22 protein-coding genes are annotated in these 26,056 nt (G+C 53.8%); 5 read left to right on the forward strand and 17 right to left on the reverse strand.

The window, feature by feature from the left end; all coding sequences use genetic code 11:
• Positions 1 to 257: 257 nt before the first annotated feature.
• The 3 genes from P0X86_RS31345 to P0X86_RS31355 all read right to left on the reverse strand — a co-directional run bounded on the left by P0X86_RS31345 (position 258) and on the right by P0X86_RS31355 (position 2,664).
• Positions 258 to 704, reverse strand: coding sequence for a threonine/serine exporter family protein (locus P0X86_RS31345; protein WP_277747290.1), 447 nt, complete (start codon positions 702 to 704; stop codon positions 258 to 260).
• A gap of 23 nt (positions 705 to 727) precedes the next feature.
• Entirely contained in the window at positions 728 to 1,483 is a 756-nt protein-coding gene (locus P0X86_RS31350) for a threonine/serine exporter family protein (RefSeq protein ID WP_277747291.1), read from the reverse strand.
• 197 nt (positions 1,484 to 1,680) lie between these two features.
• Positions 1,681 to 2,664, reverse strand: a complete 984-nt coding sequence (locus P0X86_RS31355; protein WP_192570306.1) for an aldo/keto reductase — start codon at positions 2,662 to 2,664, stop codon at positions 1,681 to 1,683.
• Between the two features lie 221 nt (positions 2,665 to 2,885).
• On the opposite strand from P0X86_RS31355, the gene P0X86_RS31360 reads away from it, so the two are divergent.
• From P0X86_RS31360 to P0X86_RS31380, 5 genes are all read left to right on the forward strand, one after another.
• Positions 2,886 to 3,410, forward strand: a complete 525-nt coding sequence (locus tag P0X86_RS31360; protein ID WP_096775746.1) for a PadR family transcriptional regulator — start codon at positions 2,886 to 2,888, stop codon at positions 3,408 to 3,410.
• Positions 3,411 to 3,497: 87 nt separating this feature from the next.
• Positions 3,498 to 4,223: an ABC transporter ATP-binding protein gene (locus tag P0X86_RS31365; RefSeq protein ID WP_277747292.1), complete on the forward strand. Its 726-nt coding sequence runs from the start codon at positions 3,498 to 3,500 to the stop codon at positions 4,221 to 4,223.
• Between the two features lie 24 nt (positions 4,224 to 4,247).
• Positions 4,248 to 5,018 carry an ABC transporter permease gene (locus P0X86_RS31370; protein ID WP_277747293.1) on the forward strand — a complete coding sequence of 257 codons (771 nt, stop codon included), beginning with the start codon at positions 4,248 to 4,250 and terminating at the stop codon, positions 5,016 to 5,018.
• A 330-nt stretch (positions 5,019 to 5,348) separates the two neighbouring features.
• On the forward strand, positions 5,349 to 6,650 hold the full coding sequence (serS, locus tag P0X86_RS31375; RefSeq protein ID WP_192570303.1) for a serine--tRNA ligase: 1,302 nt from the start codon (positions 5,349 to 5,351) through the stop codon (positions 6,648 to 6,650).
• A 559-nt stretch (positions 6,651 to 7,209) separates the two neighbouring features.
• A complete protein-coding gene (locus P0X86_RS31380) occupies positions 7,210 to 8,247 on the forward strand; it encodes an LLM class flavin-dependent oxidoreductase (RefSeq protein ID WP_036659353.1) in 1,038 nt (345 codons plus the stop codon).
• Positions 8,248 to 8,319: 72 nt separating this feature from the next.
• On the opposite strand, the gene P0X86_RS31385 is transcribed toward P0X86_RS31380, so the two are convergent.
• The 14 genes from P0X86_RS31385 to P0X86_RS31450 all read right to left on the reverse strand — a co-directional run bounded on the left by P0X86_RS31385 (position 8,320) and on the right by P0X86_RS31450 (position 25,945).
• Positions 8,320 to 9,078 (reverse strand): SDR family NAD(P)-dependent oxidoreductase, encoded by a 759-nt coding sequence (locus tag P0X86_RS31385; RefSeq protein WP_192570302.1) that lies wholly within the window; start codon positions 9,076 to 9,078, stop codon positions 8,320 to 8,322.
• Between the two features lie 106 nt (positions 9,079 to 9,184).
• Entirely contained in the window at positions 9,185 to 9,937 is a 753-nt protein-coding gene (locus P0X86_RS31390) for an SDR family NAD(P)-dependent oxidoreductase (RefSeq protein WP_036659355.1), read from the reverse strand.
• Positions 9,938 to 9,954: 17 nt separating this feature from the next.
• A complete protein-coding gene (locus P0X86_RS31395) occupies positions 9,955 to 10,386 on the reverse strand; it encodes a MarR family winged helix-turn-helix transcriptional regulator (protein WP_009592716.1) in 432 nt (143 codons plus the stop codon).
• A gap of 469 nt (positions 10,387 to 10,855) precedes the next feature.
• Entirely contained in the window at positions 10,856 to 11,497 is a 642-nt protein-coding gene (locus P0X86_RS31400) for a nitrite reductase (protein WP_277747294.1), read from the reverse strand.
• Between the two features lie 87 nt (positions 11,498 to 11,584).
• Positions 11,585 to 14,017, reverse strand: a complete 2,433-nt coding sequence (locus tag P0X86_RS31405) for a heavy metal translocating P-type ATPase (protein WP_277747295.1) — start codon at positions 14,015 to 14,017, stop codon at positions 11,585 to 11,587.
• Between the two features lie 36 nt (positions 14,018 to 14,053).
• A complete protein-coding gene (locus tag P0X86_RS31410; RefSeq protein WP_009592700.1) occupies positions 14,054 to 14,254 on the reverse strand; it encodes a cation transporter in 201 nt (66 codons plus the stop codon).
• Positions 14,255 to 14,539: 285 nt separating this feature from the next.
• On the reverse strand, positions 14,540 to 14,863 hold the full coding sequence (locus P0X86_RS31415; RefSeq protein ID WP_096775736.1) for a metal-sensitive transcriptional regulator: 324 nt from the start codon (positions 14,861 to 14,863) through the stop codon (positions 14,540 to 14,542).
• A gap of 245 nt (positions 14,864 to 15,108) precedes the next feature.
• Positions 15,109 to 17,187: an alpha-glucuronidase family glycosyl hydrolase gene (locus tag P0X86_RS31420; RefSeq protein ID WP_277747296.1), complete on the reverse strand. Its 2,079-nt coding sequence runs from the start codon at positions 17,185 to 17,187 to the stop codon at positions 15,109 to 15,111.
• A 193-nt stretch (positions 17,188 to 17,380) separates the two neighbouring features.
• Positions 17,381 to 18,397, reverse strand: coding sequence for an endo-1,4-beta-xylanase (locus tag P0X86_RS31425; RefSeq protein WP_277747297.1), 1,017 nt, complete (start codon positions 18,395 to 18,397; stop codon positions 17,381 to 17,383).
• A gap of 162 nt (positions 18,398 to 18,559) precedes the next feature.
• Positions 18,560 to 19,495, reverse strand: a complete 936-nt coding sequence (locus P0X86_RS31430) for a carbohydrate ABC transporter permease (RefSeq protein WP_036659372.1) — start codon at positions 19,493 to 19,495, stop codon at positions 18,560 to 18,562.
• Positions 19,496 to 19,547: 52 nt separating this feature from the next.
• Positions 19,548 to 20,588 (reverse strand): ABC transporter permease, encoded by a 1,041-nt coding sequence (locus tag P0X86_RS31435; RefSeq protein ID WP_015737912.1) that lies wholly within the window; start codon positions 20,586 to 20,588, stop codon positions 19,548 to 19,550.
• 91 nt (positions 20,589 to 20,679) lie between these two features.
• Positions 20,680 to 22,365, reverse strand: coding sequence for an ABC transporter substrate-binding protein (locus tag P0X86_RS31440; protein WP_277747298.1), 1,686 nt, complete (start codon positions 22,363 to 22,365; stop codon positions 20,680 to 20,682).
• A 239-nt stretch (positions 22,366 to 22,604) separates the two neighbouring features.
• On the reverse strand, positions 22,605 to 24,347 hold the full coding sequence (locus P0X86_RS31445; RefSeq protein ID WP_277747299.1) for a sensor histidine kinase: 1,743 nt from the start codon (positions 24,345 to 24,347) through the stop codon (positions 22,605 to 22,607).
• Entirely contained in the window at positions 24,344 to 25,945 is a 1,602-nt protein-coding gene (locus tag P0X86_RS31450) for a response regulator transcription factor (RefSeq protein WP_277747300.1), read from the reverse strand. Before P0X86_RS31450 ends, P0X86_RS31445 begins: the two co-directional genes overlap by 4 nt.
• Positions 25,946 to 26,056: the final 111 nt, after the last annotated feature.

A 26,056-nucleotide genomic window follows, 5' to 3' on the forward strand; every position in this document is an offset into this window, starting at 1 on the left:
ATAACATGAAACTAATGTAAAAAAATGCATGAAGGAGGGGAGGATATTCACGCCTTGGCGAGCGCGTAAAAAACCGTATCCCGCAAAATGCGTACATACGGCTGGTTCATCAATTCAATTACACACGCATAGGTGTCCCTCCCCCGGATGATAACGAGTCGGAGCATGGGCATTTTCCCGCCGGATCGAAGCGCATGCTTCGCATATAAACCGGGTTCGTTTCGGGTTGCCAGGGTTCGGGTTTCAGGGTTACTGGTTTATCGGGTTATCAACCATTTCCTTATGACCTGATTGGTCACCTCCGACAGCAGCAACCCCAGCGCGATGGCGCCTGAAATCATGAACGCTTGGGCCCCCAGCTGGACGGCCTGATCGAATTGATTCTGGGCCACATGGCGAAGGGCATTATAGGCGACACCGCCCGGTACGAGCGGAATAATCCCCGACACGCTGAACACGATGATGGGAGTCTTGTATTTTTTGGCGAAAAAATGACTGATCATCGTCACGCAAAAAGCAGCGACTACGGTGGCCGTCACCGGCTCAACCCTCATATCCTGAAGCATGATGTAGAGCAGCCAGCCCACCATGCCGGCAAACCCGCACTGCAGCAATGCTTTCTTGGGTACGTTAAAGATGATCCCGAAGGCCGCCGAAGCAACGAAACTCGTAATAAGCTGCTGTATATAAAAGGTTGCCACCATTATCCCTCCACCCTTCCCATCTCTTAGAATGACAAAGTAAACGCAATGCCCGCGCCGATGGCAAAGGACGTAACAAAAGCCTCCGCCCCTTTGGACAAGCCGGATATCAGATGCCCCGCCATCAGATCGCGGATGGCATTCGTGATCAGCAAGCCCGGTACCAGCGGCATCACGGAACTGATGATGATCGTATCCAGCTGATGGCCGAATCCGAATCTGACCATCCAAACGGAGGTTATGCCGATGACGAGCGCACCCGAAAATTCGGCGAAGAACCGGACGGGAATGACCCGATGCATGAATACGAAGCAGGAGAAGCCCAGACCGCCCGCAACGGCCGCCGGTACGAAATCCGGCCAGATGCCGCGAAACATGATGAGAAAGCACCCGCTTGCGATCGCTGACAGTAGAATCAGCACCCATGTGGGATAAATGGCCTGCTCATACTCGATTCGCTCCAGGGCCCGGTAAGCCTCTTCCATCGTCAGCTCGCCGAGGCTGACGCTCCGGGACACGCTGTTGACCTGATCGATCTTATGGAGATTGGTTGTCCGATCCGAAATACGAATAAGCCGCGTAATATGCTGCGGCTCCTCCACCGAGAAGATAATGCCCGTCGGGGTCATATAGCTGTGGCTGTTCTCAACGCCGAAAGCCGCGGCGATCCGCATCATCGTATCCTCGACCCGATAGGTCTCCGCGCCGCTCTGCAGCATGATTTTGCCTGCTAACAAGCAGACCTTGATAATGTCATGCTCCCGCTTCAACAAATCATTCAAATCGACAATCCTCCCGCTGAACACATTCCGATTCAGAATCTTTGCCTATATTATAGTATCATTTCCATGATAAAGCATAGGATATGCTTTAAAGCAGCGCTGCAGCAGCTTCCGTTCGTTTGATTCCATCTCATCGCCCTAAACAAGAAGCCTCCCGATGACCGGGAGGCTTCTCTCCTATTATTCTCGAAATCGGCTTAATAGGCGCCGCGGATGTGCGTGGCTACCTGCTCCTGATAGAAAAGCGCAAGGCGTTCTTTCTCTTCCATGCTGAACGAAGGCACATCCAGCGTGCCCAGGTTGTCTTCGATCTGGCGGACGTTGCGGAAGCCGGGAATCACGGCAGTGACCTCCGGGCAATCCAGAATCCAGCGCATGGATGCACGAGCCATGTCGCCTCGGCCCTCGGCAATCCAGGCGAGCTCTCTGGCGAGCTCGACACCTTTTTCAAATCGGAGGCCGGCAAAAGTCTCGCCTACGTTAAACTGCTCGCCGTTCGCGTTGAAATTCCGGTGATCCCCCTCGCTGAAGGTAGTGCTCTCCGTAAATTTTCCGGTTAGCAAACCGCTGGCGAGCGGCAAGCGCACCAATATGCCGACGCCCGACGCTTTGGCCTTCGGGAGCAGCTGGGCCAGCGGTTTTTGGCGGAACAGATTGAAAATCACCTGCAGGGACCTCACCCCCGGTACCCCAAGACAGAACAATCCTTCCTCCACCGTTTCCACGCTGACGCCGTAATGTCGGATTTTCCCCTCGGCCTGCAGCTTGTCCAGCACTTCAAACACCCGTCCGTCCTTCAACACCTCGAAGGGAGGGCAGTGAACCTGATAAAGATCAATCCGCTCCCGCTGCAGCCGCTTCAGACTGCCCTCGCAATAACGGCGGATCGACGCCTCGGAATAGGTCTGAAGATCATGAATATCACCGGCGCGGCAAAACTTGGTGGCCACATGCACGGTATCTTCTTTCCCTTTGGTTGCGCGCGCGAGCAAATCCTCGGCATGCCCGTCTCCATAGACGTCGGCCGTATCGAAGAAGTTTACGCCCTCGCCGATGGCGCGGTCCAATCCCTTCAAGGCTTCCTGATCATCGGTCTGCCCCCATGAGCCTCCGATCGCCCATGTGCCGAAGCTGACCTCGCTAATGTGAAGCTCCGTATTTCCCAATTGTCTGTAATTCATCGACGTTATAGCCTCCTCATCCAACTGCCATACTAGTTCACACTACTAGACTAAACGTTAAATCGCTTTCATTCAATCCATATGTCATATATCTATTTCATCGGGGATCGTTGACAAATGATTCCATCGTCTTTATAATTACAACCATCGAATAACCAACGTTGGATATTCAGTAATGGAATTCATCATTCTTCACACACATCCTAAGGAAGTGATCCTACATGACCAACCTCATCCTGCTTTCATTTCTTCGCCAGCGTCCGATGCACGGATATGAAATCCAGCAGCTCATTCAGGCCAGCCGTATGGACCTGTGGACGAATATCCTGTCCGGTTCGATCTATTACGCGCTGAACAAGATGGAAAGCGACGGGTTGATTGCAGCCACTGCCGAAGAGCGAACCGGCGCGAGACTCCGCAAAATTTACAGCATCACGGATGAAGGCGAGAAGCTATTCCAGCAGATGATTCGCGAGACGTTGACGCTTCCTCCCCACACCGTCAAATCCGACTTTTCGCTCGGTTTGGTCTGGATCGAGGACATTCCTAAGGAGGAAGCGGTGGAATTGCTGGAGCAGAATCTCAAGCAAGTGGAGGAATCGTTGGCCCAGTGGCGTTCGGGTAAGGAAATCAAGGGCCAGTACGGCTTATCCAAGATCGCCCTTGCCACCTTCGATAATGCGATTTCGATCCTGGAACAGGATATCGCCTTTCTCCACAAGATCATCGCAATCGTTCAAGAATAAGCCTCAGCTTCTGCTGCGGCTTTCATTTCCGGCAAATATCCAACATTGGATATATAACATTGGACAAATAAGGAGCGTGCAACGAAAATGACGTTAACTACACTCATTCAAGCGAAGGGATTAAGAAAAACCTATGGGCAGCGGACGGTCGTACGGGATGTGACTCTGAACATACGGGAAGGCGAAGTGCTGGCGATCATCGGGCCGAACGGCGCGGGGAAATCAACGACGCTGGATCTGGTGCTGGGTCTGCGCCGCCCCGATGCCGGTAAGGTCACCTACTGGACATCCGATCCTTCGCCGCACATCGGGCTTCAGCTGCAGTCCACACCCTTCTTTCCCGGATTTACCGCCATGGAGAATCTGCGCATGTTCGCGGCTTTCTACGGCAAACGTCTCAGCGGCGCGGAGCTGATCCGGCACCTGGACCGATGCGGACTTGCGGAGGCTGCCAGGACCGATGCGCTCAGACTCTCCGGGGGGCAGCAGAAACGGCTCGCCATTGCCATGACGCTGGTCCACGACCCCAAGCTGCTGTTCCTCGACGAGCCCACCGCAGCGCTGGACCCGCGGGCCCGCCGGGATATCCGGGAGCTGATCCGTTCATTGGCGGATACCGGTACCTCCATTGTATTCACCTCGCATGACATGGAGGAGGTCCATAAACTCGCCACCCGGCTGGTGCTTATCTGCGGTGGAAAGGTGCAGGCCTTCGGCACGCCGGATGAACTGCTCAGCCGTTACGGCACGGACAGCCTGGAACAGCTGTATATCCAATTGACCGAGGAACTCGAAAATGGAGAATGCAAGTAAAAAGAAACCTTAGGAGGAATCGATATGCGTATGATTATGGCAACGATGCTGCGGAGCATGTTCCGCGATACCCACACCCTGGTTTGGAACATCGTTTTTCCAATCGCCATGCTGGTCGGATTGGGTCTTTACTTCCATGATGCGGCCTACTCCCACCGACTTCTCGCAGGCGTGCTGACAACCAACATCCTGTTCGGGGCTACTATGGTCACCGCTTTTAACGTCATGGCCCAGCGCAACCGGGGCATCTACAAGCTGCTGCGGTCGACGCCCTTTCGAACCGTCTCATTCATTGCCGCAATGACAGGGGCACGAACCGTGCTGGCACTGCTCGTCAGCGCCTGCGTGATTCTCATGAGCCTGCTTCTGCTTGGGGTGCAGCTGAGCCTCACGGGACTGGCGCTGATGCTGCTCGTACTGCTGATCGGCACCGTCTGTTTTACCGCGCTGGGTTTTCTGGCTGCCAATCTGTCCAGGGACGAAGGCAATGTCAACATGATCTCGAACTTGATGAGCTTTCCGATGCTGCTGACCAGCGAAGCCTTCTACTCCTTGGAACATGCCCCATCATGGGTCGTCACCCTGGGGCAGCTGCAGCCGTTTCACCATCTGGTCGATGCCATGGCGATCGCAGTCCATCCGCAGGGAGATTTCGTCGGCATATGGATGCCGCTCCTCATCCTGACCGGCTTTACGATCCTCATTCTCGGAGCGGCGGCGTGGACCTTCCGCTGGGACGCAGAGCAGCCTGTCAGCTGGAGGCAGGGATCCGCGAAGAAAGCGGCGTCGACGTGACGTCGTACAAAAATCCGGTTAACCCCTTGTATAAAAGACATCTCATGCGGTATACTGAACAACAATATCAGTATCAGGCCGATGAAGAGCTTCCAACTCTGAGGCGTTCTCGTCAAGGGGATTCGATCTATACCCGATCAACCGTCCCCCTAAGTTAACCGGACCCGCCCGTTACCGCGGAATCAAAGTGGATTGAACGCAGGCCGACATGTTCCTTGGTCAGGTTACGGTTCAATCAATTTGGGTGGCACCGCGAGCGCATAAGCGTCCCTCGTCCCATATGGACTAGGACGCTTTTTTATTTTTTTAGGGCAAAGGAGCGCGGTGATTATGTTAGATATGAAATGGATCCGGGAGAGCGCGGATCATCAGGAAGAATTGCAGCAGGTGGCTGACCGGAAAGGCATCGCCCTTTCGGTTGCCGAGCTTGTCCGGCTGGATGACCAGCGGCGTACGCTGCTGTTGGCCGTGGAAGCATTGCGTCAGCAGCGTAATGCCATCTCGCAGGAGATCAGTGCCCTGGTGCGGCAAGGCAAACCGGATGAAGCGGAACGGCAAAAACAGCAGGTCAAAACCATCAACGAGGAACTAGACCAGCAGGAAACGTTATACCGGGAGGTTAACGAAGCTTATAGCGAGCTGCTTATACTCGTACCGAATATCGTGTCGCCGGACACGCCTGTGGGAGCCTCGGATGAGGACAACGTGGAGATCAGACGAGTAGGCGAGCTCCCCGTGTTTGATTATCAATTCAGGGACCATGTCACGCTCGGGGAACTGCACCGCATGGTCGACATTCCCCGCGGCGTCAAAACCGCTGGCACGCGCAGCTACTACCTGACAGGCATCGGCGCAATGCTCCATCGGGCCGTTCAGCAGCTGGCGGTGGATATGCTGGTCGCCAAGGGTTTCACCCTTATGGACGTACCGTTAACCGTAAGGACGGAGGCTATGCAGAATACCGCCTTCTTCCCGCTCGGTCAGGATCAGGCCTTTCAAATTACGGAGCAAGATAAATGGCTCGTCGGTACCTCGGAGGTGCCGTTGGTATCGTTCTACAGCGGGGAAATCGTCGATGTAGCGGAGCCGATTCGCCTGGCAGCAGCATCGCTTTGCTTCCGGAGCGAGGTTGGCTCGGGCGGCCGGGACGTCCACGGCCTCTATCGGGTGCACCAGTTCGCGAAGGTGGAACAGGTCGTTCTCTGCGAAGCCAGCACGGAGGCCTCGGAGCTGCTTCTGCAAGAGATTACGGCCAATGCCGAGGAGCTGCTGCAGAAGCTCGAATTGCCTTACCGGGTCGTTGCCGTCTGTACCGGGGACATGTCGCAGAAAACATACAAACAATACGACATCGAGACATGGATGCCAAGCCGCGGAGCTTATGGGGAGACCCACTCGTCGTCGAATCTGCTCGACTTCCAGGCGCGCCGCTCGAACATCCGCTACCGGGACGCGGAAGGCAAGCTGCGCTACTGTCACACCCTGAACAATACGGCCGTGGCTTCGCCGCGAATTCTCATCCCGCTGCTGGAGAACCACCAGCAGCCCGACGGTTCGATCCTCATTCCGAAGGCGCTCAGGCCTTACATGAACGGGATGGAGCGGATTGAGCTACCCAACGGAGCGGAATAAGGACACCATCAGCTTATTATCTAACGTTCAACAACGCAGCCATTTGATGGCTGCGTTGTTTGGTTTTTTTAAACTCATATTATGTGAGAAGCTGTGCATCGAAACTCCTTCATTAAAAATGCATGAATAGGGTTTAGCGATACTTAGACCAGCTTAAAAAGCATATACTATATGGATGAGCTGCATGCCGATTTCCAATCTAAAAGCTTTCGGCAAAGCTAGACCATTCGATCATCGCAAGAAAAATTTCCGCTAAACGCGGTCTGGCTTCTCTGGGATTCTTCGATGTACATTTTTCTTTAGATGATCGAATCTACAAGCTTTCAGCTAAGCCGGACCATTCGATCATCGCAAGAAAAATTTCCGCTAAACGCGGTCTGGCTTATGTGAAAGACATCGATGTACATTTTTCTTATGGATTAAGTAGGTATATAATGTTCGTTATATAGAGATACCATTTTTCGATAGATGGATTTCATGTCCGGCGTCCGTTCGACCGGGTGCCCGTCTCTATATAGAATACTTACCGTGCCGTGCACGAATAAGGAGGTCATACCGTATGACAGAAGCAAATCTTGACCATACAGCGTCCAAAACGCTTCGCGATATTCCGATTTCCATCCTCGATCTGGCTCCGATTACAGCGGGCAGCACAGCTGCACAGTCGCTGCGGAATACGCTTGATCTGGCTCAGCATGCCGAGAAGTGGGGCTATAACCGCTACTGGCTTGCCGAACATCACAACATGCCGGGGATCGCCAGCTCGGCCACTTCGGTGGTCATAGGCCATGTGGCCGGAGGCACCAGCAAGATCCGCGTCGGATCCGGCGGCATTATGCTGCCGAACCATGCTCCGCTTGTCATTGCCGAGCAGTTCGGCACCCTCGAATCCTTGTATCCCGGCCGGATCGATCTAGGTCTTGGCCGTGCGCCGGGTTCGGATCAGCTAACCTCCCGGGCGCTCCGCCGCGGCCCGGGCAGCGACGGCCAGGACTTCCCGGACCGCCTCGGCGAGCTGCGGAATTACTTCCAGCCTACCTCCGGCTCGTCCATGCGCATCCGGGCGATTCCGGGGGAAGGCCTGCATGTTCCGATCTGGCTGCTCGGCTCCAGCGGTTTCAGTGCGCAGCTTGCGGGTCAGCTGGGGCTTCCGTTCTCTTTTGCGAGCCACTTTGCTCCGGACTATCTAATGGCTGCGCTCGATCTGTACCGGACCAGCTTCCGCCCTTCATCCGAGCTAAGCAAGCCGTATGCCATGATCGGCGTGAACGTGATCTGCGCCGACACGGATGAGGAAGCGCAGCGCCTGGCTACCTCGCCCTACCAGCAGTTCCTGAACATCATCCGGGGCCGCACCGGCCAGCTGAGTCCGCCGGTGGACAGCATGGATGATCTGTGGAACCTGCAGGAGCAGGCCATCGTGAAGCGCCAGCTCAGTTTTTCCGCCATCGGCAGTCCTGCAACCGTCCGCGCGCAGCTGGAGCAGTTCCAGCAGTCGACGGACGCGGACGAAATCATTGTCGCGGCCGCGATCTATGATCATCAAGCGCGCCTCCGTTCTTATGAGCTGCTGGCGGAAGTCGTCGGCATTAAATAAACGTCATGCCAAAAAAGACCAGTCAAGCCCGAAACTCCGGTGCCTGACTGGTCTTTTTTTTCAATCCGGATATTACAGCGTCAGCCCGCCATCAATCGTAACCAGCGAGCCCGTCATGTAGCTGGAGCCCGGGGAAGCCAGGAAGGCAACCACGTTTGCGATTTCGTCCGCTTCAGCCGGACGGCCCATCCGCATGTTGCCCACTTCCTCAGGCACGTAGCCGCCTTCCATGAAGGACTTGGCCACCGCTGCGGTCAGCGGCGTCTGAACGCCGCCCGGGCAGATGGCGTTCACGCGAATGCCCTGCTTCACGTATTCCAAGGCAGCCGCCTTGGTCAAGCCCACAACCGCATGCTTGCTTGCCGAATATGCGGCGGCACTGTGTTCGCTGCGGATGCCCGCCGTGGAAGCCGTGTTCACGATATGTCCGCTGCCCTGTTCCTTCATGACCTTCAAAACATACTTCATGCCAAGGAAAGCGCCCTTCACATTCACGGACATTTGACGGTCAAATTCGTTCTCGTCGATATCGTCCAGCATGGAGAACTTCTGCACGATACCTGCATTATTGAAGAAGAAATCGATTCGGCCGTAAGCTTCAACCGCCTTGTTCACATAGTTCTGTACATCCTCGGTTTTTGTCACATCCGCCTGCACGAAGATTCCCTCTCCGCCCTGCTCCTTAATCAATCGCAGCGTCTCTTCGCCGGCTTCCTTGTTGAAATCCACGAGCACAACCGCGGCACCGCTCTCTGCCAATTTCAGGCTGGCGGCTCTGCCGATCCCGCTGGCCGCGCCGGTAATGACAGCAATCTGTTGGTTATCGGACATGAAACAACACTCCCCTTGATGAAAATAAATATAGCGTCTGACTGAGCTTGTGTCCTTATGATTCAAAACATCGACAGCTTATGAACAAGCTGAATGAATGTCCGGCTTACTTCGCGAAATACCCGCCGTCGATCGGCAGCTCGACGCCCGTAATATAAGAGGACTCGTCGGATGCCAGGAACAACACGCCGCGCGCGATATCTTCCGCTTTGCCGAGTCGTGGCAACGGCGTCTGGGATTGGAACCACTGCATCATTTTTTCGTCCTTGAAGAGATCCACGGTCATTGGCGTTTCGATGTAGCCCGGGTGAACCGAGTTGCAGCGGATGTTATGCTTCGCAAAGTCAACGGCCGTGGCTTTGGTCAGCATGCGTACCGCGCCTTTGCTTGCCGTGTAAGGACCGGCGCCGCTTCCGCCCGTCAGGCCGGCAATGGAGGAGATGTTGACGATGGAGCCGCCGCCGGCTTCGATCATGTGCGGAATGACATATTTTTGGCCGAGGAATATGCTCGTGACGTTGATCGACATCGTCTTCTCCCAGCCTTCGACCGTCAAATCCATGAACGGCGTTGCATTGGAGACACCGGCATTATTGACCAGAATATCGATTTTGCCGAATTTTTGAACCGTCTCGTCCACGACGCGGACCCAATCTTCTTCGGAAGCAACGTTATGCTTGATTCCCAGTGCTTCGCCGCCGAGCGCTTCAATCTCAGCGACGACGTCTTTGATTTTGTCCTCCTGAAGGTCCGTAATCGCAACCTTGGCCCCCTCTTGCGCAAACAAAAGAGCGTCAGCTTTACCCATGCCTCCAGCCGCACCCGTAATAATCGCTACTTTATTGTCTAATCTTCCCATATAAATACCTCCTAATGTTAGTCGTTGGATTGGCTGTCCATATGGGACTGCCCGATCTTAAGCTGCAAATGCTCGATCATCTTCTCGTACGAAGCGATCAAGACATCCATCTCCTGATCCGAGAAATCCGACCATAAGCCTTCATTCAATTCACGGTACTTCGCAATCATCCGGGCTTCCACCTCGCGTCCCTGCTCCGTGATCCTAAGATAGACTTGACGCCTGTCCTCGCTCGACGCTACCCGTTCAATATAACCCTTGCTCACCAGCTTGTTGCTCAAGTTGGTGACAGCCGACAGCGTAACATTCAGGGCATTGGCAAAATACGAGCTGGTCTGCTGCCCCTCATACGCCAAGGTCTGAAGCACGTAATACTGGGGGCCGGTCAAATCATTGTCCAGAATCTTGGCATAGTTCGCCACAAGCGTCATCATCTGACGGGCTACCATGTTAGATAAATGCTCCCGCTTATCCAGTTTCATCACCTCGATGCTTAACGAAGTCCCACACTTATATATTACGAATTTAAATAGTTAAAAGCTTTTAACAATTAAAATTGTATACCCTTTCACATTGCTCGTCAACCACGATAAAATGCCCGATTTGGTGGTTATTCCCACATTTACGCCCGATGGAAACCCGTCTATATTAAAAATGATTCGAATTGGCCAAGCTGGGCAAAGATGCTGCTGCACTACAAATCTGCCAAATAGAAAAAGAGCACCCGCAGGTGCTCTTGAAAGTATATCCATCGTTGCTTCGGCGTAACCCTCTAAACTACACATGTTACCTTGAAGAATAAAGAAGAGGTCTTGGTGGCGCCCAACTGGACTCCGACGGATGGGAAGAGCTCCAGTATCCAGCCTCCACCGACAAAAAAAGCACCACCCTGAGGTGATGCCTTTCATTGTCCTTCGTTCATCCTGCCGTATCCATCCGCGCATCCAGCGTGGATTGGCGGAGATGATCCAGTGTCATGCGCTCAACGAAACGCGAGAACTTCTCTTTTTTCTTGCCGTGCTCCTGGTAGATGGCGATCAGCTTCAGAATGATCGGGGCCAGCTGCTCCGGCGTTAAATCCACATGCAGTTGCTTCGCCAGCGAAGCCTTCAAGCCTCTCGGCTCCCCGCCTACATAGATATCGTAGGTATTTCGCATCTTAATAACGGCAATATCCTTCAGCAGCGGCTCGCTGGTGCCGAGCGCGCAGCCTGCGTACCCGATCTTTAGCGGATTGGGTACGGGATGGTCGGCGATAGCTTCATCCAGCATCTTGGCAACATCCAGTCCCGAATCCTCCGCCCCCCGGCAAAAGTTGCAGGTAATCAGGCTCTTGGAGACGAAGCCGGCGGGATGTACCTCCAGTCCGGCGGCTTCCAGCTTCGCCTTGGCTTCCTCCACCCGCTCTTCATCCATCTCCACGTACAGCTGCTTGAAGGTTGTCATCTCGATGCGGGCATCATCGCCTACGATGGACCCCAATACGGCCAGCTGATCCGGGCGGAACAGCGTTCCGCCCACTTCAAAGCCGGGGGTCACAGCAAATTTTTGCATGGCCAAATATCTACACTCCCATCAAGTCACCCTAATATCGTTTTCTTGCTTGGTTACCAACATACTCTATATAAAAGGCCTGCCTGCCTCCCGTTATACCTTCATCCGCTGCAGACGAAGGGCATTCAGCACGACCGATACGGAGCTAAGTGCCATGGCAGCCCCGGCCACCCAAGGCGCCAGAAGCCCGATGGCGGCAATCGGAATGCCGAGCGAGTTATAACCCAAGGCCCAGAACAGGTTCTGACGGATGTTGCTCATCGTCTTGCGGCTCATGTAGATGGCGTCCGGAATGCTGTTCAGGTCGCCCTTCATCAGCGTAACGTCGGCGGCTTCCATGGCCACATCCGTACCTGTGCCGATGGCCATGCCGATATCGGCAACCGCAAGGGCCGGGGCATCGTTAATGCCGTCGCCGACCATGGCAACCTTCTTGCCCTGCTGCTGGAGTTTCTTCACTTCATCCGCTTTGCCCTCCGGCAGTACCTCGGCAAGCACATGGTCAATGCCAACCTGCTTGGCGATGGCCTGAGCCGTGCGTTCGTTGTCGCCGGTAATCATGATCACTTCGATACCCATTTGCTTCAGCCGTGCTACAGCAGCCTTAGACGTCTCCTTGATGGTATCCGCTACGGCCACAAGACCGGCATATCGGCCGTCTACCGCGGTAAGCATAGCGGTCTTACCCTCGGTTTCCAGCTCCGACATTCTGGCCAGGACCGCATCGATCGGCACGTTATGCAGTGCCATCAGCTTGCGAGTACCGACCAGAACTTCGTGTCCTTCCACGCTGGCCTGGATGCCGTAGCCCGGAATCGCCTCAAAATGCTCGGCAGTCGGAAGCTTCGTCCCTTTCGCCTCAATCCCGGCCACGATCGCTTCGGCAAGCGGATGCTCGGAGCTCTTCTCGGCAGCTCCGACCAAACGCAGGAACAGCTCCTGATCGATGTTATCGACTTCCACATCGGTCAGTTCAGGCTTGCCTTTCGTGACCGTTCCTGTTTTGTCCAGAATAATCGCGTCGATTTTGTGCGTGGACTCCAGATGCTCCCCGCCCTTGAACAGAACGCCCAGCTCTGCGGCACGGCCCGAACCCGCCATGATCGAGGTCGGCGTAGCCAGACCCAGCGCACACGGACATGCAATAACCAGGATCGCAATGGCAATTTCTAACGATTGCGCGAAATTACCGGGCGTCACCCAGAAGTACCATACGAGGAAAGCAACAATCGCAATCCCGACCACGATCGGAACGAAAATGCCGGAGATGACATCGGCCACCCGCTGAATCGGGGCCTTGGAGCCCTGCGCTTCCTCAACCACCTTGATAATTTGGGCTAGAGCTGTCTCTTTGCCCACCTTCGTCGCTTCAAGCGTCAAGCGTCCGTTCTTGTTAATCGTGGCGCCGATGACGGCATCGCCCGCTTTTTTCTCAACCGGAATGCTCTCACCGGTCAGCATCGACTCGTCTACCGCCGACGTGCCCTCCACGACTTTACCGTCCACCGGAATTTTCTCACCCGGCTTTACCAGTACTAAATCACCCACCAGGACCTGTTCCACCGGGATGGTCATCTCCTGACCGTCACGAACGACCAGCGCCGTTTTGGCTTGAAGACCCATCAGGGTTTTAATGGCCTCCGAGGTGCGGCCTTTGGCCAGGGATTCGAACAGTTTCCCCATAATGACCAGCGTGATCAGCACCGCACTCGTTTCATAGTACATTTCAGGCCCATGGTGTGCATTTGCTCCGGCAGCGGCCCAATCGATCGTTAAATACAGGCTGTAGAAATAGGCTGCCGAGGTACCGAGTGCGACCAGAACGTCCATATTGGCGCTTTTGTTGCGGAGAGCCTTATAAGCTCCCACATAGAATTGTTTCCCGATAAAAAACTGTACCGGCGTTGCCAGGATCAGCTGGAACCAAGGGTTCATGAACAGATCGGGCATCCAGATCCAGGAGGTGAAGGAGAAATGGCTTACCATGGCCCAGAGCAGCGGCTGCGACAGAATCGCTGACAGGAGCAGCTTCCGCTTTTGCTTGGTGATGGCCTCCTTGCGGTGACCTTCCTGATCAAGCGTCTCCTGTTTGGAAACCGCCTGATACCCGAGCTTCTCCACGCGCTGTTGAATATCGCTAAGGCTGACCTCGGCGGGATTGAATTCCACCCGGGCCGTCTCCAGTGCAAAATTGACATTGGCCTGATTAACACCTGGCATCCGGCTAACCACTTTTTCGATTTTCGTAGCACAGGCCGCGCAGTACATGCCAATCAGCTGAAGGTCCACCGTTTCCTTTGCTGTTCCGTAACCCAGCTTTTCGATTTTCTCTTCCATCTGCTGGACGGTAACCACACTCGGATCAAATGTAACCGACGCTTTTTCCAGCGCAAAATTCACATTCGCTTCCTGGACGCCCTCCATTTTGCTAAGACCCTTCTCAATCCGATTCGCACAGGCGGCACATGTCATACCCGTTAACTGCAGCGACGTTTTCTTCTGTTCCATTGTTGCTTCTGCTCCCATCTTCTCCTCACCCCTCTTCATCCTCGTGCCGTTTGGTTAAACTACGTTATATCCTTGTTCCTCGATAATTTCTTTGATTTGATCCAAATTGACTTTGCCTGCGTCATATTTCACGGAGACCGTGCCTGCCTTCAAATCCACATGTCCCTCGATGTTCTCATTCTTTAAAGCTCCTTCGATGGAATTCACGCAATGCATGCAGGACATGCCTTCTACTTTTATTGTTACCTGTTCCATAATCAATCTCTCCTTTAGGTATTGGATTTATTAGGGCTCTGTTACAGCCAAGCCCGAATGAGTTATCAAACTCGTTGTTCTCATTTCTTGATGTTAGTATACCCCCCTACCCTATAATAAGTCAATGGGTTTTCTCATTTTTTTTGAAAAACATGGCCGCGTTATGATTAAACCGCATAACCGTGCGGTATTTATCAACTTAAACAAACAATTGCTGCCACCTTCCAAAGGTGGCAGCTCCATGGATATTCTTCGTAATCGGATAGCCCCAGCAGGGAACTTTCGTTACTTCATCAGCTTGTTCATGGTGGTTAACAGCTCGGTAATGACCTCATCGTCGCCTTCCTGGAGGCGCTCCACCACGCAGCTCTTCATATGATGCTCCAGCAGCAATTTGCTGACGCCGTTCAAGGCCGACTGGATCGAGGAGATCTGGTTTAACACATCGTCACAGTACGTATCCTTCTCAATTAAGCCCTTCACGCCGCGAATCTGCCCTTCAATCCGGTTCAACCGGCTGATGAGATTGCTTTTCGTTTTGTCCGAATGGTGGCTCTTCCGTTCACCGGTTACTGCGCATGCATCATGTGCATGGTTCTCGGTTGTCATACCCATTCCCCCCTTGATCACGTTACTTCTTCTTATTCTAACCTTAGTATATCATATAGCCCCCCACCCTATAAAGCCCAGCTTATGGTAATGAGATTGCGGATCATTTTGCCGTGGAGGCATGTCATCTATAGTATATGCTTGTACCCGCGATAATTTTCGGCCATGAAAAAGGGTGCCTCATCAGGCCAGCAGCCTGATGGGGCACCCCCTATATTTTCGCATACGGAAAAACCTGAGCTCCCTTAATAAATCGTCCGCCCCTGCGCATCCGGCACCCCGGATTTGCGGTAAAAATACGTATTGATCACATCCCGCCAGTGCTTGGCATGCTCGGCCTGGTCAGCTAACCGTTCGGTGACTTGGGTTAAACGCTCCAGATCGACCTTGCCTTCGAGCGATGTCCAGGCTTTCAGGAGCCCGGCCGCAGCTTCCGCACCTTCGAAGTGCGTGTCATAGATATGCTGAATCACTGTTTTACCGGATTTCAGCGCATGCGAGTACGGCACATGATGGAAGAACAGCAGCAGTTCGTCAGGACAATCCTCCAGCGAATCATATCGGGCCGCATTCGGCTCGAAATACTGTGCGGTGTACCCCGTGCCCGTCGCCACCGTGCGGTCCACCCCAACACCATCCCGATCCGCGAAATGGTAGGTGCCCCACCTTGAATATTCATAACCGTCCACATCCGGTCCGTAATGCGTATGCGGCGTAATCATCCAGCCCACCCCGAGCGGCGACGTGTAGCTTTCATAAATCGGCCACGATTGCATCAGCATGCCGCACACCACGGCAACCACCGTCTCATCATTGCCAAAGGTCAGCCTCGTCCATTCCTCCGCGATCCCTTCGGCGGACATATCCGGATTCCAAACCAGCCGGCCGAATCCATACAGATTCGCCTGCGCCAAGGTGTGTCCCGTCCAATTCTCATCATTCCCGATGTTGGAAACGGCGGCGATCCCGCTGTATCTCATGCCGTGCAGCGAACCGTCCACGATCTTCTTAACCTCGGACCCCGTTCCGTTCGCGTAGGTATCGAAATCCAGCACCTCTTTCCACTGCGGCACCAAATAGCATACGTGGCGCTGCTGTCCGGTATATTCCTGGGCGATCTGAAACTCCAGCACCTGATTGGTCTCTTTCATGCTGCCGAACAGCGGGGATACCGGCTCCCGTACTTGGAAGTCCATCGGACCGTTCTTGATCTGCAGCAGCACATTGTCCTTAAACCGTCCGTCCAGCGGGGTAAAATGATCATAGGCCGCCCGCGCGCGGTCCGTGCTGCGGTCCCGCCAATCCTGCATGCAGTTGTAGACGAAGCAGCGCCAGATGACAAGCCCGCCATGCGGTTCCAGCGCTTCGGCCAGCATATTGGCGCCATCGGCGTGGTCTCTGCCATAGGCGAACGGGCCCGGACGGTGCTCCGAATCCGCCTTGACCACAAAGCCGCCGAAGTCCGGTATATGATCGTAGATCTCACTCGCCGTATCCTTCCACCACTGCCGAACCTCTTGATCTAGCGGGTCCGACGTGGGTACGCCGCCGATATGCAGCGGAGCGGCGAAGTTTATGCTCAGGTACAGTGTGATGCCATATTCCCGGAAGATATCCGCGATCTTTGCAATCGTCGGCAAATATTCCGCGGTAATGAACTTCGTCTCGATTTCATGCACATTGACGTTATTAATGGAGATGGCATTCAGGCCCACGGAAGCTAACAGACGGGCGTAGTCTCTTACGCGATCCAGATTTTCGGTGAACCGTCCGTTTTCGTAAAAAATCGAGTTGCCCGAGTACCCCCGTTCAACCGAGCCGTCGGCATTATCCCATTGATTTATCATCCGCACTCCGTTCACAGGCTGCTCGGTTATGTTCAGACCGGTCAACGGCTGGTGGGATGCCAGCAATCTCAATAAATGGAACACCCCGTATAACACGCCTTTCCCGGATCCGCCGGTCAGGATCAGCTTCTCCTGCTGCCCATGGCCTGTATGCTCCAGCCGAAAACCCTCTGCGCCCAGCCGGGCTTTCCCCGCGCCCATCGAATCTTCCCCAATCTGTTCCGTGCCCTCTTCGGCGTCTGCCGCATGAATACGCACCTCGAAATAGGATGAAGCCTTGGCCTCGGATGTGATGGACGGTACGATGCCGAGCATGGATCGACATGCATTCCTCAGTTCCTGGATCGCAGCGTTTGCCACCCGCGACTGCTGCAAATCCGCAACCACGGTGCCTAACAGTCGGCTGTACGCGGAAGCAAGCTCCTCGTCCTTAATGGGCGCATACTGCAGCCACGCTTGATATAAAGCGCTGTTCAACGTAATTTCCCCCTTCTTGGGCCAAGGTTAACGTTTCTCCCCAGCATCTCACTGTTTTCGAATCCTGCTTCCTTAAGGACTAACATGCAGACGCCGGTCACAAGGACCGGCTAGATGACAAGCTGATGGCGCTTCAGCCGCCTATATTATTGCTGTCGTTATCTAAAATGATGGGTTCAACCCCCTAAAATCCTTACACTTTGACCATACGCTCCACCAAGCGATGAAACGCCGGTTTCGGCTGATGCCGCTCATCGAACAGGAAAGGCCAATTCTTCCGCCCCCGTACCGGGAAATTGTCCAGCCAGGTGTAATCGTCGGCAGCGCCCCAGAAGGTCACGGACGTAATATAATCCCGGTATTCCTTCAATATGCCGAACATCGCCTCATACCGCTTCGCTTGAGCCTCCAGCAGCTCCTCCGGCGCCTCGGTCAGATCCTTCCGCTTGTCGTCGAACCGGAACATCGACACATCGAGCTCCGTGAGTTGAAGCTGCAGGCCGAGCGACGCGTACTTCTCGATCGCCGCCCGGATATCGTCAAGATCCGGATCGTACAGATTCCAGTGGGCCTGCAAGCCAACGCCGTGAACAGGAGTTCCTTGATCCAGCAAAGACTTGACCAGCGTGTAGATTTTGTCCCGTTTATTCGGGTGGGACTCATTGTAATCGTTATAGAACAAGAGGGCCGACGGATCGGCTTCATGCGCATACTCGAATGCCTTGGAGATAAAGTCGGGGCCCGCAATGTCCAGCCATCTGGACGGACGAAGAAGTTCGGCGCCTTCATCGGCGATTACCTCATTCACGACGTCCCAGGCGTAAATATCGTCCTTGTACCGCTTCACGACCGTGTCGGTATGCGACTTTAGCCGTTCATACAGCGTGTCTTTATCCACCAGGCCCCCGTTCTTGTCCTCGAACAGCCAGTCGGTCGTTTGGTTATGCCATACCAGCGTATGGCCGCGCATCTTCATGCCATGCTTGCGGGCGAAAGCGGCAAGCCGGTCCGCGTCCTCGAACGTGTACGTATCCTCCGCCGGGTGCACGCTGACAAACTTCATTTCATTTTCCGCCGTAATGCTGTTGAAATGGTACGCTAGCAATTCCTCCTGCGTTTCGATCGTCCTCGGGTTCACGGCCGCTCCGATGAGAAAGTCATCCGCGAACATTTCCTTAAGCCTGGGTTCACTTCGCTGCGTATTGGACATATCCAATCCCTCCTTAGAATTAAAGATAATAGCAAAATTGATCGTTGATGATCGTGATGCGGCGGCATCCGTTGGTCGACGGACATCCAGACATGCCGCGGACCACGCACCGTGTGCACCATGGAGCAGTGGGCACGGCGCATCTTTAGCGGTTCCCGCAGCTTAACCTTTCACCCCGCCAAGGGTCATCCCTTGCACGAAGTATTTTTGCAGGAACGGGTACACCAGAATGATCGGCACGCTGGCCACAATGGTCATCGTCGCCCGAATGGAGGTCGGGGTAACCTGATTCGCGCCGCTTTCCGAGCTTGCAAACTGGCTTGCATAATCGTTGCCCGAATTCAGCGAGGAGTTCGAATTCTGGAGTATCTTCATCAGCTCGTATTGCAGGGTGCTAAGCTCGCCGTACGAGGAGTTGTACAAGAACACGTCGAACCAGGAGTTCCACTGGGATACTGCCGTAAACAGCGATACCGTGGCCAGCACGGGCACGCACAGCGGAAGCACGATTTTCAGGAAGGTCGTGAATTCGCCGGCGCCGTCGATCCGGGCCGATTCCAGGATCCCCTCAGGCAATCCCTCGATGAAGGAGCGGATGACGATGACGTTGAATACGCCGATCAGGCCCGGAATGATGTACACCGAGAAGGTGCCCAGCATGCCCAATTCGCGAATCAGCAGGAAATTCGGAATCAAACCGCCGCTGAAATACATGGTCAAAATGAAGGCGATCGACACGAATTTGCGCAGCACGTATTCCGGACGGCTGATCGTGTAGGCCACCATGGCACAGCAGAAGACGGAAGTGATCGTTCCGATCAGCGTACGCAGAACCGAGATGAAGGTAGCGTGGAATATCGTGGCTTCGTTAAATACATATTTATAATTCTCCCACGTGAAATCCCGCGGCCATAAATAAATGCCGCCTTTCACCGAATCCGTCGCATTGTTGAAGGAAACCGCGAGCGTATTGATGAACGGGTACAGCGTGACAATCATGAGACAGATCATGAACACTATGTTAAAGGTATCGAATAACCGGTCCGCGGGAGACTTGAACCGGGCATGGGCTCGCGGTGCATCTGAAATCTTCGCCATATGAATCCTCCTGTACGTTTTCTGATAGAGAACGGTTCTCGCAAACTTTCGCTTAGAACAATCGGTCTTCGCCCAGTCTCTTCGCGATATGGTTAGCCGTGAACAAGAGTATGAAGCTGACGACCGTCTTGAACATGCCGGCTGCAATCGAGAGCGAGAAGTTGCCCATCTGAATACCGTATTTCAGCACGAAAATATCCAGGTTCTCGGAATAATCCACGTTCATGCCGTTGCCAAGCAAGTATTGCGGTTCAAAACCGGATTCGAGCAGGTTGCCGATATTCATGATCAGCAGGATGATGAATACCGGCTTCAGACCCGGCAAGGTGATGTTCCAGATCCGTTGAAAGCGCCCGGCGCCATCGATTTCCGCCGCCTCGTACTGCGAGGGATCGATCATCGTCATGGCCGCCAAATATATAATGGTGTTCCAGCCGACATTCTTCCATACTTCCGAAACACCGAGTATTCCCCAGAAATATTCCCCTTCCCCAAGCCATAGGATCGGTTCCTTAATAATCCCGAACCACATGAGGAGTTCATTGATAATCCCGCCGTCTGCGGACAAGGCCGTCGAAATAATGCTCGCAGCCACAACCCAAGAGATGAAATGGGGCAAATAACTGATCGTCTGCACGACCCGTTTGAACATCAAATTACGCAGTTCATTAAGCAGAATCGCTAACACAATCGCCGTCACGAACCCTAAGACGAGGTTGATGAAACTCATGGCGAGCGTGTTGCGCATGACCCGGAGGAAGTGTTCGTCCTGAAACAGGAAGGTAAAATGCTGCAGGCCTACCCATTCCTGATCGAATATCTTCTTCGCCGGTTTAAAATCCTGAAACGCGATGGTCCAGCCCCACAGCGGCATGTACTTAAAGACAAACAACCATATCAAAAAAGGAATCGACATGAAGACCAGCGCCTTCTGCTGCAGCAGCTTCCGGAAGAAGCTTTTTTCGCCTGATGGCCGTTCATGATTCAAACCAGTATCGTTTTTTCGTTGTTTATTGAAGAAACCTTTCGATACCGCCGGCGTTTCACGTAGCGCCGTGGTCTCTGCAGGTCCAATCGGGTTCGCCTTATCCACGGTTTCTTCTCCTTCCTATCCAGCCCTGGAAGAGGAGGGACGGATCTGGGCCATTTCGGCGGTCCGCCCTTGTTCGCCTCTCCTTCATCTATTATTGTCCTTGGGCATTTGCGATTTTCTTGGCTACTTCCTCGGTGATCAGATCCTCGTATCCCTTCACGTCCAGCTTGCCGAACTCGCCCACGTATTCGTTCCAGATGCCGTCAAACTCTGCAGGGCTGGCAAGAACCAGTTTCGGGAAGTATTTACGCTGCAAATCGCTTTTCTTCTGCGTGAAGATTTGGGCCGGCGAGCCCTGATCGATCGGAATGCTCCAAGCCGGGTACCAAGGACGGTCGTCCGGTGCCGCAAACAATTGCGAGAAGGAATCGATGTCGTATGCTTCAAGCAATTTCTTGTCCGGTTCGGAGTAGGACATTTTGGCAACCTCAGGCTGGCGTCCCGCACCCACGGAATTACCGTCAGGAAGCGTAGATCCGTTGCCGTAACGAGGCCAGTTGTATTCAAAGTACTTGAAACCGAACGATTCGCGGAAGGCTTCCGTATTGGTCTGTGCAATCTGCTCTTCCGTACGGTAGAAGCGGCCGTTCTCATCGACGGAATACGTCTCGTCCTTGATGCCCCAGTTCGACAGAATCTGGTTCTCGTCCGTCAGCAGGTTGTTGAAATACTTCACAATGCGCTCCGGATCCTTCGCGCTGACGGAGATCCCGACGCCGCGGTTGTTCACAAAGGATGGCGGATCCAGATACTGATCCTTGGTATTCTCATCGTATACGATCGGCAGCGCCATATATTCGAGATCGTCGTTACCCGATTTACTGGCTGTTTCGCGCAGATTGTTCATCGCTTGGCCTACCTGCCATCGATAATCGAAGAAGCCAAGCACCTTACCGGAAGTCAGTTTGGCAAGGTATTGATCATAGTTGTCCACGAAAGAGGATTTATCGAACAGGCCTTCCGCATTCAGCTTGTTCAGCTCCTGCAGGTACCGCTTCGTAATGTCGTCGTCCGCGTAATCATTCGCTACGTGAGTCTCCATGTCGATGATGATGCCGCCGTCGTTCGGATAGCCGGCCAAGTGCATCGGGGCATTGGTCAGGGCAAAAAATTTATCCTGCGTCGTCAGTGCCAGATATCCGGTCAAGCCTTCCTCCGGATGTTTCTTCACGTAGTCGCGAATCAGGGCCAGGTACTCGTCGAAGGTCTTGATTTTCGGATAACCCGCTTCCTTCAGGACGCGGCGTTGAATCCAGAATGCTCCTTGCTCGATATTCGGAGCCGACGTGTAATCTCCAACAACCGCACTCAGCGGCAGGAAGTAGATGTTGCCGTCCTCGGCTTTCATCAGGTTGTAATAAGGCTCGTACACCCGCTTGATGTTAGGGCCGTACTTATCGATCAGGTCATTGAGCGGAATGAAGGCGCCCGCCCCGACCAGCTTATCGATTGAGCTCCCCGGCACAATCACATCGGGATAGTCGTTACTGGCAATGAAGGTTCCCACCTTGGTGTTCTCGTCTCCTACCAAATGCTCCATTTTAAAATTCACGCCGGTTTGGTCTTCGAAAATTTTACCGATGGTGGTTTCGTTCGTATTTTTGTCTTTACCGGCTGCCGCGTTGAAATAGGTGAAGGTGACCTTCTCTTCTTTCTTCTCGCCTTCGCCGCCGGCTGCCGGTGTATTATCCGCTGCCTCTTTACTGCCGCCGCATGCTGCCAGAAGCGATACCATCATAACCACGGTCAGACAGCTCAGCCAAAATTTCTTGTTCATGCTCTTGACCTACCCCTTTCGGTCTCGTTAGTTTGTAAGCACTTTCATTATAAGAGAGCTCTGGGACGATTTTCACCCGTCAATCTTTAGGTGATACTTTGAAAACTATAGAACCGTATCCTTAGCCGTGATAATTGGCAGCTCCGCAGCCAGGATTCTCCCCTGCACTTCCGACGACTAACGAACAAATCCTGCTAGGGTCACTCCGATTCGGAATGCCACAGCAGGATTTGCCGTCCTTATATTTCAATGGGAATGGACAGTTTGACCCGTGTGCCCTGTCCAGGCGAGCTGTCAATTTCAAACCGGAACCGGCTGCTGTAGTACAGCTTTAACCTGTAAATCACATTCTGAATGCCGATCCGCTCTCCCATCTCGTCCTCGGTCTCGAGATAACGGTAGATGCGTTCCACCTTCTCCGCGGGCATGCCTGCCCCGTTATCCTGAATGGTACAGATCAGGGATTGGCCCTCGCGCACAACCCGAACTTCAATGCGCCCCCCGTGCTTGAGCGGCTCGATGCCGTGAATGCTGGCATTCTCCACAAACGTGACGATGGCCATTTTCGGTATTTGCAGGTGACCCTCTTCGGCTGGAGCATGAACCGAATAATCGATTTTGTCGCCAAATCGGTATTTCTGGATTTCAAGGAAACAATGGATGAACTCCACTTCCTCCTTGAGCGTCACCATGTCTTTTTTCCAAACGAGCGAATTGCGGAAGATCTTCGCCATATTATGAATGATCCTTGCCGTCTCATCCTCATCCTTCATCAGGCTGCGCATGCGGATCGTCTCCAGGGCATTAAAGAGGAAGTGCGGATTAATCTGGCTCTGCAGCGCATTCAATTGCGCGTGCCGCCGCTGCAGCTCCAAATTCTTCTTCTGGATATCCGCTACGTACACGTCATTGATCAGACTCTTGAGCTGCAAGGTCATCCGGTTGAATTCACCCGTCAGCTGACCGATCTCGTCACGTGCCTCAGCCTCTTGGATGGTGTCGTAATTCTGGTTCTTCACCTTCTTCATATGTTTGAGAATCCGTACAAGTCGTACGTTAAGGGAACGGCTGATCCAAACAATCACCAGGCTCGGAAGCAGAAAATTCAGGCAGGTCAGCACAATGACGAACCGCAAGGACTGATGCACGTCGCGCAGCACCACATCCTCCGGCGTCACCGCCATGATCGTCCAGGTGTTCAGATTGTTGGTCGTGAACGTATCGGTATGAAACTCCAGAAACCTGTCGCCATGCGCGATGCTGCTGTACGGTACAGCGCCCTGCGTGACATCGACCTTCGGATCCGTGGTGTATTCGATATTTCCAGCGCCGCTCAGCAGGTACACTTTGCCCTGCACATTCAGATTGCTCATAATCTGCCGGATCGAAGGCATCCGCATATCGATCTTGAGATACTTGGTGTGGTCATCCTGGGAGCTGAAATAATTCATGCTCCGGATGATGCTGAAGCTGTCCAATTGGCCGTTCTTGCCCGTACGCATCACGATCGGCTGGGTTACGTTCTTGCCCGCAATCGCCTTGTACCAAGCCTCTTCCTTCACCTGGCCATCGATATAATTGATGCCGCCGGAATACAGCAGGGTCGGATTGTCGACATACACCGCAATTTCGCTGACCGAATTGTATACGGCGCTGCCCGAATTCAATATGCGGCGGAGATAAGTATCATACGCCTCGATATAATCGGCTGGATGATCGTACACCGTTTCCACGATCTCGTTCAATTGAACGTCCGTATAGAAGACTGAGGAGATCTCCAAGGCGTCCTCGACTTCACGACGGAACTCGTTCTTCATCTGTTCAAGCGCTACGGTAATATCCTGGATCCGCTGCTCCCTTACGCTGCCGGACGTCACATTGTAGAAGATGAGGTTGGTAATCAGGATCGGCAAAAAGACGGCCAGGAAATAAAGCAGCAGCATCTTGTCCCGCAGACGGACATTATTCAGGCTCGGCTTCATGCATTCGTCCCTTCGGACGCTGCCTCCTTCATCAAGCGGTTCCGGTACTCGCTTGGCGTCATCCGCTCAATCTTCTCAAATTGCGTCACGAAATAGTCCGGATTGCCGAAGCCGACCCGCTCCGCCACCTCATAGATGCGCAGATCCGTCTGGCGCAGCAAACGCTTGGCTTCGTTCACGCGCAGCTGGAGCAAAAAATCATTAAAATACATGCCGTACGCTTTTTTGAACAGCTGACCCAGATAAACCGGGTTCATGTAAAACTTCCCGGCGATGCCCTTCAGACTGATATTCTCATGATAATGGGCCTCGATATAAGCCCGGATCTTCTGGATTCCGCCTTTGTGCTGTTCCTTGCGCAGCTGTCCGATATAGTTCGCGCTCTCAATCGCAAAATCCGTGAACAGCCGCTTCAGCCCCTGAAGCGACAAGTTGCGGTCATGCCACTCGGTCATCGGCTCGAGACTGGACAGCCGGCTTTGATCCCCGTCCATGCTGCTGAGCACACGGACCACGCCCAGCACGCATTGGTTGATCGCCGTCTTTACCGCTTCGGGAGCATACAGCTTCTCCTGGAAGGATTCGAACAGCGAACGAATCGTCTCCTCCAGCTTCTCGAAATGCAGCTCCTCGATCTGCTCCAGCAGCTGCTGGTAAAGACGCTCCTCCAGTCCGATGTATTGCAGATCATGCACCGCGGCTTCTTCATGGATCACGATGCCGCTCTCATCGTAGATGTACTTGTATAGGAGGGATTGCTTGGCCGTTTCGTAGGCATCCTGGACGAGGGACAGACGTGAAACCGGCCGGCCAAAATAGACGAAGATTCTTTCATGCTTCGAATCGGCGAGCGATTGCTGAAGGCGCCTGGCAAATCCCCGCTGACACCCCTGGAACGATTGCAGGATGCTTCCCGGAACGATGATGCCGATCCGGTTGCGGTGCTCATGCAGATAGAAGGGCTGTTCTCCATTCGAGATCGCAAGAAGCGCCGATTCCACCCTGTCCTTGAAGTCGCCTCCGTCATTGTCGTTAGCCGAAGCCGGCGGATGGTCGTTCCGTTCGACAAAAACATAGAACAGACGGTCTTCCGGCCGGAGTTCAAGACTCCGCTCCCATTCCTGCAGCAGACTCTCATCCGCCTCCCCTATAATGAGCGATTCCATCAAGGCGCCCGACAACAGCTTCTCTTCCCGCGAGCGTGCCTCGCGGTCCGACTCCAGCCTTTCGCTGAGCCGGACCAGCGCCTGACTGAATTCCGTCTCGTCAATCGGTTTCAGAATGAAATCATGCACCCCGTAACGGACAGCCTGCTGGGCATAGTTGAAGTCATCGTATCCGCTTACAATAATGAAATACGGCTTCACGATATCGTCCGTGACGACGCGTCGGATCAGCTCGAGTCCATCCAGCACCGGCATGCGGATATCGGTGATGACCACATCCGGCCGAAGCCGTTCAATCAGTTCCAGCGCGTCTTCCCCGTTATCCGCCTCATCCACAATGTGAAAGCCGCAGGCTTCCCAATCAATCAGCTTCAGAAGCCCTTTGCGCGTAAACACCTCGTCATCCACCAATATCGCCCGGTTCCCTTGCACGGTATGTCCCCCTCGCCTTTTCGCGCACATCTGCCTGTAACAGATCTTCTATCGGTTCATCAGCAAACGCTTTCATATAGTAAATCTATTGTTCATGCTCTGCACGCAATT

This window comes from Paenibacillus sp. BR1-192 (genome assembly GCF_029542445.1).
GTDB classification, from domain to species: domain Bacteria; phylum Bacillota; class Bacilli; order Paenibacillales; family Paenibacillaceae; genus Paenibacillus_AQ; species Paenibacillus_AQ lautus_A.

Excerpts from the sequence above, each read along its gene's own strand:
- P0X86_RS31345 (WP_277747290.1), bottom strand. The coding sequence starts at position 704 with ATGGTGGCAACCTTTTATATACAGCAGCTTATTACGAGTTTCGTTGCT.
- P0X86_RS31355 (WP_192570306.1), bottom strand. The coding sequence starts at position 2,664 with ATGAATTACAGACAATTGGGAAATACGGAGCTTCACATTAGCGAGGTC.
- P0X86_RS31360 (WP_096775746.1), top strand. The coding sequence starts at position 2,886 with ATGACCAACCTCATCCTGCTTTCATTTCTTCGCCAGCGTCCGATGCAC.
- P0X86_RS31365 (WP_277747292.1), top strand. The coding sequence starts at position 3,498 with ATGACGTTAACTACACTCATTCAAGCGAAGGGATTAAGAAAAACCTAT.
- P0X86_RS31370 (WP_277747293.1), top strand. The coding sequence starts at position 4,248 with ATGCGTATGATTATGGCAACGATGCTGCGGAGCATGTTCCGCGATACC.
- serS (WP_192570303.1), top strand. The coding sequence starts at position 5,349 with ATGTTAGATATGAAATGGATCCGGGAGAGCGCGGATCATCAGGAAGAA.
- P0X86_RS31380 (WP_036659353.1), top strand. The coding sequence starts at position 7,210 with ATGACAGAAGCAAATCTTGACCATACAGCGTCCAAAACGCTTCGCGAT.
- P0X86_RS31385 (WP_192570302.1), bottom strand. The coding sequence starts at position 9,078 with ATGTCCGATAACCAACAGATTGCTGTCATTACCGGCGCGGCCAGCGGG.
- P0X86_RS31390 (WP_036659355.1), bottom strand. The coding sequence starts at position 9,937 with ATGGGAAGATTAGACAATAAAGTAGCGATTATTACGGGTGCGGCTGGA.
- P0X86_RS31395 (WP_009592716.1), bottom strand. The coding sequence starts at position 10,386 with ATGGTAGCCCGTCAGATGATGACGCTTGTGGCGAACTATGCCAAGATT.
- P0X86_RS31405 (WP_277747295.1), bottom strand. The coding sequence starts at position 14,017 with ATGGGAGCAGAAGCAACAATGGAACAGAAGAAAACGTCGCTGCAGTTA.
- P0X86_RS31410 (WP_009592700.1), bottom strand. The coding sequence starts at position 14,254 with ATGGAACAGGTAACAATAAAAGTAGAAGGCATGTCCTGCATGCATTGC.
- P0X86_RS31415 (WP_096775736.1), bottom strand. The coding sequence starts at position 14,863 with ATGACAACCGAGAACCATGCACATGATGCATGCGCAGTAACCGGTGAA.
- P0X86_RS31425 (WP_277747297.1), bottom strand. The coding sequence starts at position 18,397 with ATGTCCAATACGCAGCGAAGTGAACCCAGGCTTAAGGAAATGTTCGCG.
- P0X86_RS31430 (WP_036659372.1), bottom strand. The coding sequence starts at position 19,495 with ATGGCGAAGATTTCAGATGCACCGCGAGCCCATGCCCGGTTCAAGTCT.
- P0X86_RS31440 (WP_277747298.1), bottom strand. The coding sequence starts at position 22,365 with ATGAACAAGAAATTTTGGCTGAGCTGTCTGACCGTGGTTATGATGGTA.
- P0X86_RS31445 (WP_277747299.1), bottom strand. The coding sequence starts at position 24,347 with ATGAAGCCGAGCCTGAATAATGTCCGTCTGCGGGACAAGATGCTGCTG.